The 17,608-nt window shown below is 67.6% G+C and carries 16 protein-coding genes; 6 read left to right on the top strand and 10 right to left on the bottom strand.

What is annotated here, in order from left to right; translation table 11 throughout:
- The first annotated feature begins 43 nt into the window (after nucleotides 1-43).
- Genes MLE43_RS00080 through MLE43_RS00070 form a run of 3 tightly spaced genes read left to right on the top strand, consistent with a single transcriptional unit; the run spans nucleotide 44 to nucleotide 2,673 of the window.
- Nucleotides 44-1,195: a shikimate kinase gene (locus MLE43_RS00080; protein ID WP_243300588.1), complete on the top strand. Its 1,152-nt coding sequence runs from the start codon at nucleotides 44-46 to the stop codon at nucleotides 1,193-1,195.
- Nucleotides 1,196-1,223: 28 nt separating this feature from the next.
- Entirely contained in the window at nucleotides 1,224-1,964 is a 741-nt protein-coding gene (locus MLE43_RS00075; protein ID WP_243300587.1) for a metallophosphoesterase family protein, read from the top strand.
- A gap of 13 nt (nucleotides 1,965-1,977) precedes the next feature.
- Nucleotides 1,978-2,673 (top strand): PilZ domain-containing protein, encoded by a 696-nt coding sequence (locus MLE43_RS00070; protein ID WP_243300586.1) that lies wholly within the window; start codon nucleotides 1,978-1,980, stop codon nucleotides 2,671-2,673.
- A 159-nt stretch (nucleotides 2,674-2,832) separates the two neighbouring features.
- Here the strand turns inward: MLE43_RS00070 and MLE43_RS00065 are convergent, their stop codons facing one another.
- From MLE43_RS00065 to MLE43_RS00040, 6 genes are read right to left on the bottom strand one after another with little or no spacing between them, the layout of a single operon-like run.
- Nucleotides 2,833-4,305, bottom strand: coding sequence for an MFS transporter (locus tag MLE43_RS00065; protein WP_243300585.1), 1,473 nt, complete (start codon nucleotides 4,303-4,305; stop codon nucleotides 2,833-2,835).
- Nucleotides 4,306-4,334: 29 nt separating this feature from the next.
- Nucleotides 4,335-4,622 carry a hypothetical protein gene (locus MLE43_RS00060; RefSeq protein ID WP_243300584.1) on the bottom strand — a complete coding sequence of 96 codons (288 nt, stop codon included), beginning with the start codon at nucleotides 4,620-4,622 and terminating at the stop codon, nucleotides 4,335-4,337.
- Nucleotides 4,622-4,876 (bottom strand): sulfur carrier protein ThiS, encoded by a 255-nt coding sequence (gene thiS, locus MLE43_RS00055; protein ID WP_243300583.1) that lies wholly within the window; start codon nucleotides 4,874-4,876, stop codon nucleotides 4,622-4,624. The genes MLE43_RS00060 and thiS overlap by 1 nt, the downstream gene beginning before the upstream one ends.
- Nucleotides 4,873-6,117, bottom strand: coding sequence for an NAD(P)/FAD-dependent oxidoreductase (locus tag MLE43_RS00050; RefSeq protein WP_243300582.1), 1,245 nt, complete (start codon nucleotides 6,115-6,117; stop codon nucleotides 4,873-4,875). Before MLE43_RS00050 ends, thiS begins: the two co-directional genes overlap by 4 nt.
- A gap of 17 nt (nucleotides 6,118-6,134) precedes the next feature.
- A complete protein-coding gene (locus tag MLE43_RS00045; RefSeq protein WP_243300581.1) occupies nucleotides 6,135-7,985 on the bottom strand; it encodes an aldehyde ferredoxin oxidoreductase family protein in 1,851 nt (616 codons plus the stop codon).
- Between the two features lie 12 nt (nucleotides 7,986-7,997).
- Nucleotides 7,998-8,474 carry a 4Fe-4S dicluster domain-containing protein gene (locus MLE43_RS00040; RefSeq protein ID WP_243300580.1) on the bottom strand — a complete coding sequence of 159 codons (477 nt, stop codon included), beginning with the start codon at nucleotides 8,472-8,474 and terminating at the stop codon, nucleotides 7,998-8,000.
- Nucleotides 8,475-8,791: 317 nt separating this feature from the next.
- Here MLE43_RS00040 and MLE43_RS00035 point away from each other — a divergent pair, with 317 nt between their 5' ends.
- A complete protein-coding gene (locus MLE43_RS00035) occupies nucleotides 8,792-9,685 on the top strand; it encodes a polysaccharide deacetylase family protein (RefSeq protein ID WP_243300579.1) in 894 nt (297 codons plus the stop codon).
- A 1-nt stretch (nucleotide 9,686) separates the two neighbouring features.
- Here MLE43_RS00035 and MLE43_RS00030 read toward each other — a convergent pair whose 3' ends face one another.
- Nucleotides 9,687-11,411 carry a hypothetical protein gene (locus MLE43_RS00030; RefSeq protein WP_243300578.1) on the bottom strand — a complete coding sequence of 575 codons (1,725 nt, stop codon included), beginning with the start codon at nucleotides 11,409-11,411 and terminating at the stop codon, nucleotides 9,687-9,689.
- A 144-nt stretch (nucleotides 11,412-11,555) separates the two neighbouring features.
- On the opposite strand from MLE43_RS00030, the gene MLE43_RS00025 reads away from it, so the two are divergent.
- The gene (locus tag MLE43_RS00025) at nucleotides 11,556-12,587 is read left to right on the top strand and encodes an alpha/beta hydrolase family protein (RefSeq protein ID WP_243300577.1); all 1,032 of its coding nucleotides are present in this window, start codon (nucleotides 11,556-11,558) and stop codon (nucleotides 12,585-12,587) included.
- A gap of 109 nt (nucleotides 12,588-12,696) precedes the next feature.
- On the opposite strand, the gene secD is transcribed toward MLE43_RS00025, so the two are convergent.
- Genes secD through tgt form a run of 3 tightly spaced genes read right to left on the bottom strand, consistent with a single transcriptional unit; the run spans nucleotide 12,697 to nucleotide 17,060 of the window.
- Entirely contained in the window at nucleotides 12,697-15,543 is a 2,847-nt protein-coding gene (secD, locus tag MLE43_RS00020) for a protein translocase subunit SecD (RefSeq protein WP_243300576.1), read from the bottom strand.
- 56 nt (nucleotides 15,544-15,599) lie between these two features.
- On the bottom strand, nucleotides 15,600-15,911 hold the full coding sequence (gene yajC / locus MLE43_RS00015; protein ID WP_243300575.1) for a preprotein translocase subunit YajC: 312 nt from the start codon (nucleotides 15,909-15,911) through the stop codon (nucleotides 15,600-15,602).
- The gene (gene tgt / locus MLE43_RS00010; RefSeq protein ID WP_243300574.1) at nucleotides 15,912-17,060 is read right to left on the bottom strand and encodes a tRNA guanosine(34) transglycosylase Tgt; all 1,149 of its coding nucleotides are present in this window, start codon (nucleotides 17,058-17,060) and stop codon (nucleotides 15,912-15,914) included.
- Nucleotides 17,061-17,322: 262 nt separating this feature from the next.
- On the opposite strand from tgt, the gene MLE43_RS00005 reads away from it, so the two are divergent.
- Nucleotides 17,323-17,608, top strand: a 286-nt coding sequence (locus MLE43_RS00005) for a hypothetical protein (protein ID WP_243300573.1), incomplete at its 3' end; no start/stop codon positions are given.

Raw genomic sequence — 17,608 nt, 5'->3', positions numbered from 1 at the left:
GTTGGGTCCGGGGTCGAAGGGGCTTTCTGTAGACTGAGGTCCCATGCTTCCCCTCCCGCCCCTCTACCCGATCACCGACGCCACGCGCCCGGAAGCCCTGTCCGCGCAGGTTCGCCGGCTGGGTGAGGCGGGCTTCCCGCTGGTGCAGTTCCGGGGCAAGCCCCTGGATGCCAAGGCCCAGTGGACGGAACTCCGGGCCGCCTTGGCCGACGCGGCGGCGAACGGCGGATGGCCCTTCATCTGCGTGAATGACCGGACGGATCTGGCGATGCTCGCGGCCCGGGAGGGGCTGGCGCCCTGGGGCCTGCACCTGGGCCAGGAGGACCTGCCAGCTTCCGAAGCGATCGGGCTCCCGGGCCTGGGCGCCTGCCATGTGGGCGCCTCCACCCACGCCCCCGCGGAATGGGAGGCCGTGGATCCGGCCTGTGATCACGCGGGAGTGGGCCCCTTCCGGGGCACGGCCACCAAGTCCGACCACGCCGCGCCCATCGGTCTGGAAGGACTGCGGGCAGGCTGTGCGGCGCTGCGGGCCAGGCATCTGGCCCCCGTCGCCATCGGGGGCCTCGGCCTCGCGGACGCCGCCCCCTGCTTCGAGGCCGGAGCGGAGGCCCTCGCGATGGTGGGCGAAGTCCACCAGTCCACCGATCCCGCGACCCTCGGCTGGGAGGTCCAGCGGCAACGGTGGCGCGTCCGGCCACCCTTCCGCCCTGGCCAGGGCATCGTGCTCCTGGGGGGCAGCGGCGCGGGCAAGAGCACCCTCGGCCGGATCCTCGCCCAGCGGCTGGGCCTGCCCTTCCACGACCTGGACGATCGCATCGAGGCGGACCAGGGCGTTCCCGTGAGTGTGATCTTCGCCGAACGGGGCGAAGCGGCCTTCCGAACCCTGGAGACCAGCCACCTGTCCCCCCTGCTGGCCACCCCCGCCGTGGTGGCCCTGGGCGGCGGCGCCTGGGAGGCCCCGGCCAACCGGGACCTCGTGGCCGTCGCCGGATTTTCCCCTCTCTGGCTGGCCGAGCCTCCGGTCCGGGCCTGGGGGCGGGTGGGCCACGATCCCCGCCGCCCCCTGGCCCAGGGCCGGAGCGCCTTCATGGCCCGGTGCGCGGCCCGGGCCGCGGCCTGGTCCCTTGCGCCCACCCTGCTGCCCTTTGGCCGGGGTCCGGAGGATCTTGTCTCCGCCCTAGTGGCGGCTTGGTAGACTGGAGTTCCTCCCCAGGAATATCCCAGTGGATTTGATCCTCTCCGACCTGCACTCGAACCTGCACGCGCTCCGTGCGGTGCTGCGGTTCGTGCGGCGGCGGGCCATCCACCGCTTCGTGCTCCTGGGCGACCTGGTCGGCTATGGGGCCCACCCCAACCAGCTGCTGGACAAGGTGCGGGAGCTGCGGCCCCGGTTCATGGTCCGGGGCAACCACGACAAGGTCTGCGCCGGGCTCGAACCCTATGACGCCTTCAGCCTGCCCGCCCGGCAGGCGGCGGACTGGACCCGGGAGAAGCTTCGCCAGGACAACTGGCGCTTCCTGGCCGACCTGCCGGTGGGACCGCTGTGGGTGGGCGAGGACTACCAGATCGCCCACGGGTCGCCGGTGGATGAAGACGCCTACCTGCTTCACATGCGCGAGATCGGCCAGGCCTTCGACGCCTTCGAGGGACCCCTCTGCTTCTTCGGCCACACCCACCTGCCGGGCTGCTTCGAATTGGACGAGGCGCAGGGCCGGCTGAATTGGATCTGCCTCCAGCCCGGCGACTGGTTCCAGATGCAACCCCACTGCCGGTACCTGGCGAATCCGGGTTCCGTGGGCCAGCCCAGGGACCGCGATCCCCGAGTCTCCTTCATGACATACGACCCCAAGCGGCGGCGAGTGCGCCTCCACCGCCTGGATTACGATGTGCATGGCGCCGCCAAGGCCATCCTGGCTGCCGGGCTCCATTCGAACCTGGCAGACAGACTGAGCCAAGGCATTTGAAAGGCACCACCCCATGGGACATTCCTCCTTGTCGGCCCCCGTCCTGGAACAGTTCCTCATCCAGGCCCGTCTCACCAAGGCGGTGGTGAGCCTCCGGCTCCAGGGCGCCAGTTCCAGGCTGCTGGGTGATCTCCGCATCCACAGCTTCCGTCCCGGCTCGACGCTCGAGCTATCCGGCCTCCACGCCCGGGACGCCATGCCTGCCGAAGGCACACCCGTCACCCTCACCGTGCTGCTGGGGGAGGAAGTGCTGACCCTGGAGTCCATCCTCCTCCCGCATCTTCAGGACGGAGCCGGAGACACCCTCCTATGCCTCGACTGGCCCCATGAACCCGCCCAGCTGCACCGCCGCCGCGACATGCGCGTCGCCGCCCCGGAGCAGGCGCCCCTGAAAGTCCGCGTGGGCCTGGGCGGACAGGTTCTCGACGCCCTGCTGGTGAACCTCACGGAAACCGGGGTCGGCCTCGCCCTGGAGGAGGTCCTGATGGTGGACCTCCACGCTCCGGTGGACATCGATGCGGTGCTGCCCGATGGCTCGATCCTCCACTGCCCCGGTGAAGTACGGCACCTGGCCTATCTCGAGGGCCAGGACTATCCCACCCGCCTGGGCGTGGTCCTGAATCCCACCCCCGGCATGGACCTCGAGCCGATCCACCGCTTCATCCAAGCGCGACGGACCGACCGGTCCGAGGGGTTCCGGCAAGGGTAGCCGACCGCCGGATCGCGGAGTGGCCTGCGGGGCAGGCCACGGAGCGAGGATCCGGCGAGGAGGCTATGCCACGAGACCGCCGGATCGCGGAGTGGCCCGCGGGGCAGGCCACGGAGCGAGGGTCCGGCGAGGAGGCTATGCCACGAGACCGCCTCTGGATCAGCCCTTGCGGAGGCTGACGATCGCCCCGCCCGCGCCCAGGGCCAGCATGATCACCGCCTGGACCAGGGTCTTGTAGGAGACCTCCGCCCCGGAGACCGCCGACCAGACGAACAGGACTCCCGCGGCCAGCAGCAGGACATAGATCCCCAGCATGATCTTCCGGGCCTTCTCGTTGGTGGCCGGCGTGTCCGCGGCGAAGAAGCGGTCGTAGAGGATGAGCCCCACGGCCGCCAGGATGTTCAGGCTCACGAAGAGCAGCCAGAAGAGGCGGGCGGCGGCGGGACCGCCGGGCTGGCCCACCAGGGGTTTCAGCATGGAGCCGTAGAGCATGCCTCCCAGGCTGGAGCCGATGAGGCTGCCGATGACGCCGTAGAGGAAGGCGTAGCCCATGTAGACGGCCTTCTTGTCCGCCGGAGCCACCAGGCCCACATAGCTGTAGTACTTCGGGTGGGCCGTCATCTCGCCGATGGAGAACACCGAGATGCCCAGGATGAACACCCAGACGTTGGTGGAGGCCGCCAGGCACAGGAACCCGAGGGTGCCGATGACGATGCCCGACACCATGGTGGGCAGCGGCCGGATCTTCTTCACAATGCGGCTCACGAGGACCTGCAGCAGGATGATGGTCCCGCCGTTGACCACGGTGACGTGCTCGGCGTCGAACTTGAGCGGCACGCCGAAGGACGCGAAGAACCGGTTCACGGGCGTGGCATCCACGAAGTCGCGCAGGTACCAGAGCACGGAGCCGAAGTTCTGGAAGTAGAGGATCCAGAAGCCGGAGTACACCACGATCATCAGCATGAAGCGGGCGTCGCCCAGCACCAGGGCGGCGCCATGGGCCACCTCGCGCAGGCTCTTGGTGTTCTCGGGCTTCGGCGGATCCTTGAAGAGGAAGACTGTGGGAATCAGCATGGCCGCGCAATAGAGGGCCGAGGCGATGAAGACGTAGCGCCAGGAGAAGCCCTTCAGCACGCTCACGACGAGGGGCGCCAGGAAGGCCCCGATGTTGATCATCCAGTAGTAGATGCCGAAGCCGAACCCGGAGTTCTCCTCCGTGGTGGTGCGGGCGAGGGTGCCGGAGATGATGGGCTTGAAGAGGCCCGCCCCGGTGGCCATGACGAGGAGCCCCGCGAACACGGCCCCGTAGGAGGTGACATTCCCGGCGATGAAATAGCCCGCCGTGAGGATCGAGAAGGCGAAGAGGAGCATGCGCCGGTAGCCGTAGCGGTCCGCCAGGGCCCCGCCCGCGATGGGGATGACATAGGTGAACGCGTAGATCAGGCTCTGGAGGAAGCCGACGGACTGTTCCGTGAAGCCCAGACCGCCCTTCACGACTTCGTTCGTGAGGTAGACCGCGAGCACCGAGTTGAGGCCGTAATAGGCCGCCCGCTCGAAGAGCTCCATGACGTTCGCCAGCCAGAAGACGGGCGGGAAGGAGCGCAGGATTCCGGCAGGGCGTTGGGTCGGCATCCGGGGATTATACGGGACCTGCGGGTTTTCTAGCCTCCGCCCCGCTGGAATCCACGATGGAAGCGGGTCAGGAAGGCCTCCGCCTCCCCCTCCGCGTAGCCTTGGAGATGGATCTCGACACGGTGCCGGGGCAGGACCACGCGACCCACATGAAGATCCGGCAGAGGGACGAGCCGGATCCGCCAGCGCCGGGGGCCATCCCGCCCCTCGAACCCATCCCCCTCGCCAGGTCCCCCAAAGGACCCTACGGCCCCCGGCAGGAGGCGCAGGAACTCCTCCCGGGAGAGGGTCATCTCCAACGTCAGGCGGTGCTCCATCAGCCGCCGGCCACGGGAGGCCAGATGGCCAGGGCCTGGCCTTCGGAGAGCACCCGGGAACCCCATTCCGACGCCGCCACCCAGACTCCGTCCACCAGGACGATGGCGCACTGGCCGGGGGGAACACCCTGGTGGCGGATCACATCGGCCACGGTGGCGCCCGGGGCCACCTCCAGGTCGATGCGGTGGCGGGAGCGGGCCTCGGGTGGCAGGTGGACCTCGAGGGAGGCGAACAGCTTGAAGGTGATCTTCATGCCACGCGATGCGCCGCTGCGAGATAGGCTTCCATGATCCGGGTGGGATCCTCCAGGAGTCGCTGCTTCCATTTGCCCAGCCGCACCCGGCCCTCGATGAGGCCCCGGAAGGCGCCCACGTGATCGGCGAAGCCCACGCAGTTCGCTCCCACCAGGCGGTCCCCCTCGAACTGGAGGTTCAGGTAGCGGTAGCGGGCCTCGTCGAGGACTTCGGTGGACTCCCCCTGGGGCACGCCCTGCCACTCCCCGAAGGAGGATGAGACCAGGCCGAGCGTGGTGAGCACGTTGAAGACGAAGCTTCCCCGGAACTGGGCGGGCTGCCCCGCCATGTTCAGCGCCGCGATGCGGCCCTGCTCCACGGCATTGGGCTGGATGGCGTTGAGTTGCCGGCGGCCCGTGAGGCAGTCCGTGGCCTCGGCGACGTCCCCGGCGGCGTAGATGCCGGCGACGCTGGTCTGCATGGTGGGATCCACCAGGATACCGCGGTCCACATCGATGCCGCTGCCCGCCAGGAAGTCGAGGTTGGGATCCACGCCTACCGCGCTGAGATAGAGGTCCGCCGGCAAGGTCCGCCCTTCCGGTAGGGCCACCCGGAGGGCGCCGCCCTCGGCCGTGATGCCGAGGGGCTGGGTGTGGGTGAGGATCTTTACGCCCTTGGCCTCGCACCATCTGCGGATCATGCCGCTGGCGGTGGGGTTCATCATGCGGCGCACCATGTAGCCGCTGCGGACGAGGATGGTGAGGTCCACGCCGCGGGACAGCAGGCCCTCCATGATGATGCAGCCCACGAAGCCCGCGCCCATCTGGACGATGCGGGTGCCGGGCCGGGCCTTGGCGAGGAGGGTCCGGGCATCTTCGAGGGTCCAGCAGCTGTGGACGCCGGGCAGGTCCATGCCCGGGATCGTCTCGAGGCTGGGGTGCGAGCCGGTGGCGATGAGCAGGCGGTCGAAGGGCAGGCTGCGCCCGTTGCCCAGGTCCACGGTGCGGTTGGCGGTGTCGATGGCCCGGGCCCGGGCCTGCACCAGCTGGATGCGCAGGCGGTCGTAGTGGTCGGCATCCTTCCGGATGTGGGTGCCAGCCTCCTCGATCTCCCCCTTCAGCAGGTAGGGGATGGCCATGCGGGCATAGGGCAGCTCGCCCTCGCCGCAGAGCAGGGTGATCTCCGCGGCGGGGGCGACCTTGCGCAGGGTCTCCGCAGCGATGACGCCGGCGGGCCCGCTTCCGATGATGAGGTGTCTCATGAGAGACCTGCGCTCGTTCACACGCCGAGGCGCTTGCGCGTCTCGGTGGTGGGAACGCCTTCCGGTGTCCAGCCACGCAACTGGTAGTACTCGGGCAGCATGACGCCGAGCTTGGACACGGCGCCCTTCTGCGGGCCGGTCTTGGCGGGTTCCTTCATCAGGCGCGGTGGGAGGTTGTCGTCCTTGGCCGTGAAGCCGGCGGCGAGGTTGAACTCCCGCTCCAGGTTCCAGATGCGCTCGCCGACCAGCAGGAGCCGTTCCTCGGACCAGTCGCCCTCGCAGGCGGCCTGGATCTGCGGCTGGATGTCCGACAGGCCCCAGGCGAAGGTGGTGAAGAGGCAGATGCCGGCGGAATCCACCACGGCGGTGAGATCCTGGAAGGCCTTCAGCATGGCGGGCTTCCCTTCGGTGGCCTGGGGCTCCATCTTCACGGGGATGCCCAGGACCTCGGGCGACACCATGTAGCCGCGCAGGTGGCAGGCGCCCCGGTTGTTGGTGGCGTAGGCCAGACCCATGCCCTGCAGGGCGCGCCCGTCGTAGGCCGGAAACTCCTGGCTCTTGACGGTCATGGACAGTTCCGGGTGCCCGTACTTCGTGCAGAGCCGCTTGGAGCCCAGGCCCATGATCTTGCCGAAGCCCTCGCCCTTGGCCGTCAGCTCCGCCAGCTTGACCATGGCCTCCGTGGAGCCGAAGGGCAGCTTGAATCCCACCTCCTTCTCGGTGAGGACGCCCATCTCGTAGAGCTCCATGGCCGCACCCACGGTGGCCCCGAAGGTGATGGGATCGAAGCCGTCCTCGTTGCAGAGGAAGTTGGCGTAGGTGAGGGCTTCCAGGTCGTTCACGCCGTTCGCGGCGCCCAGGGCCCAGGCGGCCTCGTACTCCACACCGCCGGAGGCGCCGTGGTACTGGGGCTTGTCCTTGACGCTGAAGTGGCCGGGATCCATGCGGGAGATGCGGCCGCAGGCGATGGTGCAGCCGAAGCAGGCGCCGTTGGTGACGAGATTGGCCTTGCCGTCCGTGGGCCGCTTCTCGTGCATGGCCTCGCCGGAGATGTCATGGGCGCCTTCGAACTGCACGTCCCGATGGTTGCGCGTGGGCAGCGCCCCCAGCTCGTTGATGACGTTCATGAGCACCTGGGTGCCGTAGGTCGGGAGCCCCTGCCCGGTCACGCCGTTGGCCGCCAGCACCTTCTTGCCGGCCTCGGTGGCGGCGAAGAAGGCCTCCGGGTCAGCCAGGTGGTAGGCGTCAGTGCGGGTGCCGCGCACAGCCACGGCCTTGAGGTTCTTGGACCCCATGACGGCGCCCACGCCGGAGCGGCCGGCGGCGCGGTGCAGGTCGTTCACGATGGCCGCGTAGAGTACGCGGTTCTCGCCCGCCCGGCCGATGGAGGCCACGCGGATCTGGGGGTCCTGGTGCTGGGTCTTGATGATTTCCTCGGTCTCCCAGACCGTCTTGCCCCAGAGGTGGGAGGCGTCCACCAGCTCGGCCTTGCCGTCGTTGATCAGGAGGTAGACCGGTTTGGGCGAGGCCCCTTCGAAGATCACCATGTCCCAGCCCGCGAACTTCATCTCGGCGCCGAAGTAGCCGCCGGAGTTCGAGCAGGCGATGGCGCCCGTGAGCGGTCCCTTGGTGACCACCGAATAGCGGCCGCCCGTGGCGGCCATGGTGCCTGTGAGCGGGCCCGTCACGAAGATGAGCTTGTTCTTGGGGGAAAAGGGATCGATCTTCGGGTCGATCTCAGACACGAGGTACTTGGTGGCGAGGCCCCGCTGGCCCAGGTAGTCCTGGGCCCACTGCAGGTTCAGCGGCTCCGTGGTGCAGGTGCCGGCCTCGAGGTTCACGCGGAGAACGTTCTTGGTCCATGCCATGGCAGTCGCTCCTCACACTGTCGCCGGGTTGGTGTCGGTCTTGCCGGCCCACTGGCGCATCCTGCCGAGGCCCGTCCAGTCGGCGTCCACATAGGTGATGGCGCCGGTCGGGCAGGCCTTGGCACAGGCCGGCTCGCCGCCGCAGAGGTCGCACTTCTGCACCTTCCCCGACGAGGCCACGTAGTTGATGGTGCCGAAGGGGCAGGCGATCGTGCAGACCTTGCAACCCACGCAGGTGGGCTCCAGCACGATCTTCGCGCCGGTGACCGGGTCCAGGCGGATGGCGTCCACCGGGCAGGCCGTCATGCACCAGGCCTCGTCGCACTGCGTGCAGGTGTAGGGCACGAAGCGGCCTTCGTGGTGGAACGTGAACACCTTGATCCGCGACTTGGCGATGGTGAAGCTCCGATGGTTCTCCCAGGCGCAGGCCATCTCGCATTGCAGGCAGCCCGTGCACTTGTTGGGATCGATGTGGAGGGACTTCTGCATGGCGATACCTCCTATGTGATGGGACTGTCTGGAATGGATCGCGATGATCATAGATCGGATAACGCCAGGCAGAATCCCTTTTTCATGCAGGGAGGTGCGGCCTGTCCGGAGGCAGGAATGACGGGCGTTCCCGGGATGGTCGCGGCAAACAAGAACAAGAGACTCTGTCTCGTTATTACCCAACTATCGCGACGGGTCCGGACCCGTTTCCTGTCCGAATCCAGAGCGGACACCTCTGGGTCGGGTCCCAGTCTCCGGGAGTCATGCCTTGTGGGAGGGGCCATTCGCGGGTGCAATGGAAGCTTCGAGGAATCAGCATGAAAGCCATTTCCCTCCGCGTGGACGTCGACACCCTGGAAGGCTCGGTCACGGGCATCCCCACCCTGCTGCGCCTGCTGGACAAGCACCAGATGCGGGCCAGCTTCTACTTCAGCTTCGGTCCCGACAACAGCGGCAAAGCCATCCGGCGCATCTTCCGCAAGGGTTTCCTGGCCAAGATGCGGCGCACCAACGCCACCAAGCTCTACGGCTTCAAGACCATGATGTACGGCGTGCTCATCCCTGCGCCCATCATCTGGAAGCGGGCCGCCGCCGAGATGCAGGCCGCGAAGGCGGCCGGCCATGAGGTGGGCATCCACGCCTGGGACCATGTGCAGTACCACGACCTGCTGGACCGCAAGTCGCGCCGGTGGCTGTCGGACTGGTACGCGAATGCCCACGAGGCCTTCGGCACGGTCTTCGGCGAGAAGCCCCTGGGCGCCGTGAGCCCCGCCTGGCGCTGCAACGACACCACGCTGGAGCTCCAGGAGGCCTACGGCCTAGCCTATGCCGGCGACTGCCGGGGCCTCGCGCCCTTCTACCCCGTCGTGAAGGGGCGCGCGCTCAGCACCCTCCAGATCCCCACCACCCTGCCCACCCTGGACGAGCTGCTGGGCCTGGACGGCCGCACGCCGGACCAGGTGAACCGCGAGGTCTGGGACCTGGTGCGCGAGGACGCACTGAACGTGTACGCCCTGCACACAGAGGTCGAAGGTGGCGCCCTCTTCGAGACCTTCGACGCCTTCCTCGGCGGCCTGCGCGAGCGCGGCGTCCTGGCCCGCACCCACGCCGATTGGCTGCCGGAGCTCAAGGCCGCCAACCCGCCGGCCAAGGCCGTCTCCCGCCGGGAGATCCCGGGCCGGGCGGGCTGGGTGAGCTGGGAAGGCGACTAGGCTACTTGAGGTTCCGGAGCAGCGAATCCTCGGTGGTGGCGAACTTCCGCAGGATGTTCGAAATCAGCTCTATGACCTTGGCCCGCTTGTCCATGGCCTGCTGGAGCTGCAGTTGCTGCATCTCGCTCATCTCGGACAGGTCGTCCAGGTTGCCCTTGGTCCTGGCCAGTTCCGCCTCGACCTGGGCGGCCGTCAGATCCTGGCGCGGCGCCGGCGGATGGATCAGGTCCGGAGCCAGCCTGGGCAGCTCCAGGTTCAAGACCGGAGTCCTCGTCACGCTCCGCGGCACCTTGGACGCCACCCGGAGCAGCCCGGGCGCCACCGCCACGCCAGGCGTGGCCTGCCGCATCGGCGCCTGGAGCCGCCGTTCCTGTTCCTGCAGGCGCTGGGCCTGGTCGCGCTGGGCCTGTTTGGCTTGATTGATCTGCTCCATGGCCGCCAGCGCATCCCGAAGGTCCTGCTCCGCCGAACGGGAGGTTTCCATCAGGACCATGGCCACCAACGCCTCGATATCGGGACTCGCGGCCCCCGCGAACTGGCCCCTGACCGCGTTCTGGGCGACGGTGCGGAGGTCCGCGGCGGGCGTGCGCATGGCGCGCAGCACCTCGGTCCGGACCAGATCGTAGCGGAGTCGGGCCGGGCCCGGAATGCGGGCCGCCAGCCGCTGGCTCCGTCCGGCGACGTCGGGGGGCACCTCCGGGAGTTTCGGGACGGGGAGCAGCTTCACCTGGATCGCCGGGGATCGCTCCGGGGGCGCAGCCTGCACGCCCACGGGCGGAACGGCGGAAGCCGGGGTGCGGACCGCCGCAGGAAGGCCCACAGCGGGTCGGCCGGCGGGATGCGCCGTCATGGCGGTGAAGGTGACCGCCTTCGGCTGGGTGGCGCGGCCGGCGCGATCCACCACCACGATCGACAGCTGCCCCGGCGTGGAGCGGCGGTACTTCGCGGGGATGGTGACGCGGAAGACGTTGTCGCTTCCCGTGGAGGTCCAGTTGGGCGTCATCTCGTATCCCACGGCCGCGTCCTCACCGGGCACTGGAGCCGCGGCGTCGCCATTGAAGATGACCTGGCAGGCCCCGCTGGCGAAGGTCCCGTAGATGCGCAGGCGGTAGTCCTGGCCCGGCGCCCCCAGCGTGAAGTCCGCCGGCACGAGGCGGCTGATGACGGACGGAGCCGACGGCGAAGATGCGGGAGTGGGCTTCGTGGCGCCCGCAGGGGCCACATCGATGGTCTTGATGGCCGACCAGGAGCTGCTCATGCTGCCGGAGCCGACGGGATCCGCGGCTCCGGTGGCCGTCAGCGAGACCCAGAGCTTCACCTGGAGGTGGCTCCCGGGCTCGCTGAGGTAGCGGGCCGGATCGATGCCGAGGCTGAGCCCGCTCGTGGAGGTGCCGCCATACATCTGGCAGCCGTTCGCGGCGGTGGCGGGAACCCAGGGGGTCGCCTGATCTCCGTGGGGGGAGACTCCCCGGATGAAGATGTGCTGATAGCCCCCATCCGGGCCCGCAGGATGGCTGTAGCCATCGTTGGGGGCGAGATTCTCCCCGTAGAGCGTGATGACCACGCGGCCGCTGGCATCCAGCCAGCCAGGGCTGCCTGGATAGACCATCTGGGGGTCGGCGCGGACCAGGATGGGGGTCGGCAGACCCTGCGCCTGGGCCGGCACCCCGGCGGCAAGGGCCACGATGGATGCAGCGACGGCGGAGCCTCTCAAGGCCTGGGTCATGGTTCCTCCGGGGAAGACGGGATGGGCAAGAATCACCCTCGATGGTCAAGGGAACCCCTGGGTTTGTCCACACTCCGCCATGGCGATCTACCCTCGCGTGACGAGGCCACCCGCGCTAGGCTGGGCTGAAAATGGGAGCTGTCCATGCGCTTTCCGATCAGGCCGTCCGCCGGCCTTCCCGTCCTTCTCCTCGTGTTGCCGCCTGCGCTTCACGGCCAGGCCAACCCCGGCGCCGACCGCCTCCAGAGGGTGGAGAGCGGCGTCAAGAGCCTCAACTGGGAACTCGATGCGGTGCGGAAGGCCGCGGATGACCAGCTCTGGTTCCAGCGCCTCTCGGACGTGGCAGTGGTGGACAAGGTGACCTACACCGGCCCGCCGAACCCGAAGGGCGAGGAGACCTACGGCATCAAGAACGCGCGGCACCCGCTGAAGATCCAGCAGTATGTCTTCGTGCCCCGCAAGGCCGAGAAGGGACGGAAGCTGCCCCTCATCGTCCTGCCGCATGGCGGCGTCCACGGCGATTTCGGCACCTACCACGTGCACATCGTGCGGGAGATGATCGAGCGCGGCTACATCGTGATCGCGCCGGACTACCGGGGCTCCACGGGCTACGGCAAGGGCTTCTACGAGGCCATCGACTATGGCGGCCTGGAAATCGACGACGTGGTGGCGGGCCGGGACTGGGCCGTGGAGCATCTGCCCGTGGATCCGAAGCGCTGCGCCATCGTGGGCTGGAGCCACGGCGGCCTCATCGCCCTCATGGCCGTCTTCGACCATCCGGAGAAGTTCGCCGTGTCCTATGCCGGCGTGCCCGTGTCCGACCTCATCACGCGCCTGGGCTACCTGGGCCAGGACTACGTCGCCGAGTTCTCCGCCAAGTTCCACATCGGCAAGGAGCCCAAGGATGCCGTGGACGAATACCGGCACCGGAGCCCCGTATGGAACGTCCAGAAACTCCGCACCCCCCTGCTCATCCACACCAACACCAATGACCGAGACGTGAATGTGGTGGAGGTCGAACAGCTCATCAACGCCCTCAAGGCCGCCGGGAAGACCTTCGACTACAAGATCTACCAGGACGCCCCCGGCGGCCACAGCTTCAACCGCATCGACACCACCCTGGCCCAGGAGTCCCGCAGGGAGATCTACGCGTTTCTCGAGAAGCACCTGAAGTAGGGCTCTCGGTTATCGGCTATCAGCTGGAGCAAAGAAGAAGCCCGGCTTCGCCGGGCTTCTTCTCGGGGGTCCGGGGGCGTGCGCGTCAGCGCGGACCCCCCGGAGAACATTAGGCGTGCTGCTTGAGCTTGTCCTTGCCGCCGAACCACTGGTCCCAGTACACCACCACGGGGCTGGCGATGTAGATGGACGAGTAGGTGCCAGTGATGACGCCGATGACCAGCGGGAAGGCCAGGTCATGGAGGGCCGGGCCGCCGAAGAGCCAGAGGCAGACCGACACGAACAGCACGGACAGGGAGGTGAGGATCGTCCGGCCGAGGGTCTGGTTGATGGAGTCATTCACCAGCTTGGTCACTGTGGCGCGGCGGTACTCCGGCCGGTGGCTGTTCTCCCGGATTCGATCGAACACCACGATGGTGTCCGCCATGGAGTAGCCCATGAGGGTGAGGAAGCTGGCCACCACGGGCACATTGAACTCATAGCCGAAGGCCGCGAAGAGGGCCAAGGCCATGAGCATGTCGTGGATCAGGGACACGATGCCGCCCACGGCGTAACTCGCCGTGAACCGGAACATCACATAGACCAGGATGGCGCCAAGCGCCCAGGCCACGGCCGTGAGGGTCTTACGCGTCCACTCGCCGGAGATGCTGGGGGAGAAGCTCTCGTCCTTGAGGATGCCCACGGAACCCAGGCGGTAGTTCTTCTGGACCGTGTCCTTCACCGCTTGCGGCAGGTCCTGCGGGAGCTCTCCGAAATTCTGGTAGAGGCCCGAGGGCAGCCGGTCGCGGCCGGCAATGATCTTCTCCGCGAAGGGGGTGTAGGTGGCCTGCAGCGCCGTTTCATCCCCACCGATGCCGGCGGGATTGGCCTTCACCAGCGTGTCCGTCAGCGTCTTGGAGCCTTCGAGGTTGATGGCCGGGAGCGGGTTGCTCGCGCCTTCGGGGTCCATCTGCTTGAAGATGGCGCGAAGGGCGTTGGCCTGGATGGTGCTGTCCTTCTGATCCGCATCCTTCCGGGCTTTCACCTTCACGGAGAAGTCGCGGATCGTCTTGTCGGCATTCTCGTAGGCCACGACGGAGGCGTCCGTGTAGCCGTTCCTGGCCAGGGCGGCCCGGATGGTTTCGGGCTCCATGGCGCCGCGGAACCGCACCGTCATGTCGTTGCCGCCCACGAACTGCATGCCCAGGTGGATGCGGTTGCTGTGGGTGAGATTCCAGGGCCGCACATAGAGGAGCGAGATCAGGATGATGCCCCAGCTGATGGCGATGGCCGTGCCCTTGTACTTCATGAAGTCGTAGGACGAGCCCTTGAAGAACGTGTGGGTGCCCACGGAGAGCGTCTTGGTGCCCGGATGGTGCTCCAGCACCCAGTCGTAGATGTAGCGGCTGATGTAGATGCTGGTGAACAGCGAGGCCACGACGCCCACGGTGAGGGTCACGGCGAAGCCCTTCACGGGGCCCGTGCCGAAGATGAAGAGCAGCAGGGCCGCGAAGAGCTGGGTCACGTGGCTGTCCACGATGGTCCAGAACACCCGGTCGAAGCCCGCGTCGATGGCGCCGGGCACACTCTTGCCCAGGCCCAGTTCCTCCTTGATGCGCTCGAAGATGAGGATGTTGGCGTCCACGGCCATGCCCAGGGTGAGCACGAACCCGGCGATGCCCGGCAGGGTCAGCGTGGCCCGGAAGGAGCCCAGGAGGCCCATCATCACGATCACGTTCACGGTGAGGGCCACGATCGCGTTCGCACCGGACCAGTGGTAGAAGATCACCATGAACCCGATGATGGCGGCGAAGCCGATGACGGCCGCCCGCACGCCGGCGTGGATGGAGTCGCGCCCCAGGCCGGGACCCACAACGCGCTCCTCGAGGAACTTCATGGGGGCGCGCAGGGCGCCGCTGCGAAGCTGGCTGGCCAGGTCATCGGCCTCCTGCGCGCTGAAGCTGCCGCTGATGCGGACCGCGCCGCCGATGATCTTCTCCTTGGCGCTCAGCTCCGTGACGATCTTGCGGTCGAGCACGATGGCGATGAAGCGGTTCTCCTCGGAGGCGATGCCGGTCAGGCGGGCGAAGTCATCATCGCCCTTCTTGTTGAGGGTGAAGTTGACCTCGTTGGCCTCGGTCTGCGAGTTGGAGGCGCGGTGCGAATCGATGATGTCGGCACCATCCACGGCCACGCGGCTTTCCAGCAGCACCCAGCGGCTGATCTTCTCTTCACCGGGCTTGGCCTTCACCACGGCCTGGCCCGTCCGACGGGCCTGGCGCTCGCTCTCGATCTCGGGCAGCAGTTCGAACTCAGAGGGGATCTGTCCCTTGTAGGCGGCCAGGGCCTCTTCCTTGGAGTTGAAGTAGAGCTGGGGCGCCTTGGCCAGCAGGCGCTGCTCCAGGTGACCCGGCGTGGCCAGCAGCTTCTTGATGCGCTCGCGGTCGCCCTCCTCGATGCCGGGGATCTCGACCACGATGCGGTTGCCTTCGGCGCCGCTGGCGGTGATCTCGGGTTCCAGCACGTTCGCGGGGTCGATATCGCGGATGCGCTTCTCGATGACCTCCAGAGCCCGCTTGTTGGCGTCATCCTTGAGCTGCTTCTGGTAGGAGTCCTTCTGACTGAGCCGGAAGACATCCCCCTCAGCCGCGAAGGTGTAGCCGGAGAAGAAATCCTTGGCGACCTTCTCCACCGTGGCCTTCTGGTCGGCGCCCACGCCCTCCACCCGGAGGGCATCGCCGTCCAGGCTGACCATGGCGCCCGGAAGGCCCTTCTCCTTGAGGCGGGCCGCGAGGCGGTCCTTGCTGTCGCGCAGGTCGGCCGCGAGGGCCTCCTGGCCCTGGACTTCCAGCTCGAAGTGGACGCCGCCCCGGAGGTCGAGACCCAGTTTCACCTTGGACAGGGGCGTGAAGAAGTAGCCGCAGCCGAACAGCACGGCGAGGACGATGGCGAGGCGCCAGAGGCTCCGTTTGGTCACGGGGCGCTCCTAACAAAAGGCGGGCCGGCTGGAGCCGGCCCGGCAGGTCGGGAAGATCAGTTCTGGGATTCGGGTTCGTTGGCCAGGGCCGCCACAGCCGCCCGCCGGGCCTTGACCACCGAGCCGCCGAGCTTGAGCCAGATGTGCTTGTCCTCGACGCGGTCGATGGTGGCGTAGAGGCCGGAGGTCAGCACGACCTCGTCGCCGGCCTTCAGCTTCGACAGGCGGGCCTCCATCTCCTTGCGGGCCTTGCTCTGGGGCCGGATGAGGAGGAAGTAGAACATCAGGGCCATGCCGCCGATGAACACGAACTGGATCCACGCCGGACCACCGGTCGCGGGCTGCTGAAGAAGGGCGTACATCATCATCTAGGGCTCCTCGGTCTGCCATCGGGCGCGCGCGGTCTGGGCGAACGCCGGAAAGCGGTTTTCCAGCAGGGCCTGCCGCGCAGCGCGGGTGAGCCCCACAGTGTAGCTCAGGTTGTGGATCGTGTTCAGCGTGAAGCCCAGCAACTCGCCGCAACGGAAGAGATGGTGCAGGTAGGCCCGGCTGAAGGTCCGGCAGGTGTAGCAGGCGCAATCCGGGTCCAGGGGCAGGTCCGCCTCCCGGTGCCGGGCATTCTTGAGGTTCAGCTTGCCCCGGCTGGTCAGGATCCGGCCGTGCCTGGCTTCGCGGCTGGGCAGGACGCAGTCGAAGAGGTCCACCCCCTGCTCGATGCCGAAGAGCAGGTCCTCCGGCGTGCCCACGCCCATGAGGTAGCGGGGCCGGTCCGCCGGCAGCTCCCGCACGAACTCCGCCAGCACCGCGTTCATCTCCGGCTTGGGCTCGCCCACGCTGAGGCCGCCCACGGCGAAGCCCTGGAAGGGCGTCTTCGCGTCCTGGTCCAGGGCCTCCGCCAGGTGGCGCCGGCGCAGGTCCAGGTGGGTGCCCCCCTGGTTGATGGCGAAGAGGCCCTGGTGGGGCTGGAGGGGCACGGCCCGGCTCCGGGCCAGCCAGCGGGTGGTGCGGGCCATGCTGAGTTCCAGCTTGGACCGCTCCATCCGCCCCGGCGGGCACTCATCCAGGGCCATGCAGATGTCCGAGCCCAGGTTCCGCTGGATCTCCAGGCTGCGCTCCGGCGACAGGAACTGGGGGCTGCCGTCCAGGTGGCTCTGGAAGGTGACCCCCTCCTCGGTCATCTTTCTAAGGGATGCGAGGGAGAAAACCTGGAACCCGCCTGAATCCGTGAGGATAGGCCCATCCCAGCCCATGAACCGGTGCAGGCCGCCATGCTGGGCCACCAGGGCGTCGCCCGGACGGAGCCCCAAGTGGTATGTGTTCCCGAGAATCACCTGGGGCCCGATCTCCCGGAGCTGGGCGGGGGTGATCCCCTTCACCGTGCCCTGAGTCCCAACCGGCATGAATGCTGGTGTTTCGACTTCACCATGCGAGGTGTGGAATCTCCCGGCCCGGGCTGCCCCGGAGGACCCCCCAGACTCGTGGATGAATGAAAAATATGGACTTGTGATCTTCGGCATGGGGAGTTCCGACTTTCTTAACAAAAATTAACAATGCCACCCTTTTGAAACGCAGATGGGTGTTGCGAAACCCAGCAAAAAAACGCCGAATGCCCTGTTCATGGGGGCTTGCGCCCGTTATTCCAGCTTGACCATCCGCCCGCCCTTTGCCATCTTAGCCGTTGGGCTTGCCCCAGTTCTTTATCTCCATCTCCGTAGCCGGATCGATGTTCCCGTCGGTTCGGCTCGCTGTTTTTTCCCCTGGATCTTTCACGGGAGTCGCATGAGCAAAGATCCCAAGAAGTCAACCCCTGCAAAGCCGGCACCTCCCCAGGAGACGCTGGAGGACGCGGTATACAAGTCCTCCCTCGCCGCCGGGAATGATGCCATCAGGCGGGGCAACCCCAAGGTGACCATCCCCACGACGATTGCCATGTATGCGCTGTTCGCGCTCGTGGCCTTCCAGCTGGCGAAGCACACGGAGGCCGGCCAGAAGGTCCTGAAGACCATGGCCATCGATCTCGCCGAGCAGGCTGAGGTCGCGCCGCCCCCACCTCCCCCGCCTCCCC

The organism is Geothrix oryzisoli, assembly GCF_022808865.1.
Classification (GTDB): Bacteria; Acidobacteriota; Holophagae; order Holophagales; family Holophagaceae; genus Geothrix; species Geothrix oryzisoli.
Note: the sequence above shows the minus strand (reverse complement) of the source record. Positions and strands in the feature narration are given on the sequence as shown.

Excerpts from the sequence above, each read along its gene's own strand:
- MLE43_RS00025 (WP_243300577.1), top strand. The coding sequence starts at position 11,556 with ATGCGCTTTCCGATCAGGCCGTCCGCCGGCCTTCCCGTCCTTCTCCTC.
- thiS (WP_243300583.1), bottom strand. The coding sequence starts at position 4,876 with ATGAAGATCACCTTCAAGCTGTTCGCCTCCCTCGAGGTCCACCTGCCA.
- MLE43_RS00040 (WP_243300580.1), bottom strand. The coding sequence starts at position 8,474 with ATGCAGAAGTCCCTCCACATCGATCCCAACAAGTGCACGGGCTGCCTG.
- MLE43_RS00060 (WP_243300584.1), bottom strand. The coding sequence starts at position 4,622 with ATGGAGCACCGCCTGACGTTGGAGATGACCCTCTCCCGGGAGGAGTTC.
- MLE43_RS00030 (WP_243300578.1), bottom strand. The coding sequence starts at position 11,411 with ATGACCCAGGCCTTGAGAGGCTCCGCCGTCGCTGCATCCATCGTGGCC.
- yajC (WP_243300575.1), bottom strand. The coding sequence starts at position 15,911 with ATGATGATGTACGCCCTTCTTCAGCAGCCCGCGACCGGTGGTCCGGCG.
- MLE43_RS00045 (WP_243300581.1), bottom strand. The coding sequence starts at position 7,985 with ATGGCATGGACCAAGAACGTTCTCCGCGTGAACCTCGAGGCCGGCACC.
- MLE43_RS00035 (WP_243300579.1), top strand. The coding sequence starts at position 8,792 with ATGAAAGCCATTTCCCTCCGCGTGGACGTCGACACCCTGGAAGGCTCG.
- MLE43_RS00070 (WP_243300586.1), top strand. The coding sequence starts at position 1,978 with ATGGGACATTCCTCCTTGTCGGCCCCCGTCCTGGAACAGTTCCTCATC.
- MLE43_RS00065 (WP_243300585.1), bottom strand. The coding sequence starts at position 4,305 with ATGCCGACCCAACGCCCTGCCGGAATCCTGCGCTCCTTCCCGCCCGTC.
- tgt (WP_243300574.1), bottom strand. The coding sequence starts at position 17,060 with ATGCCGAAGATCACAAGTCCATATTTTTCATTCATCCACGAGTCTGGG.
- MLE43_RS00080 (WP_243300588.1), top strand. The coding sequence starts at position 44 with ATGCTTCCCCTCCCGCCCCTCTACCCGATCACCGACGCCACGCGCCCG.
- MLE43_RS00050 (WP_243300582.1), bottom strand. The coding sequence starts at position 6,117 with ATGAGACACCTCATCATCGGAAGCGGGCCCGCCGGCGTCATCGCTGCG.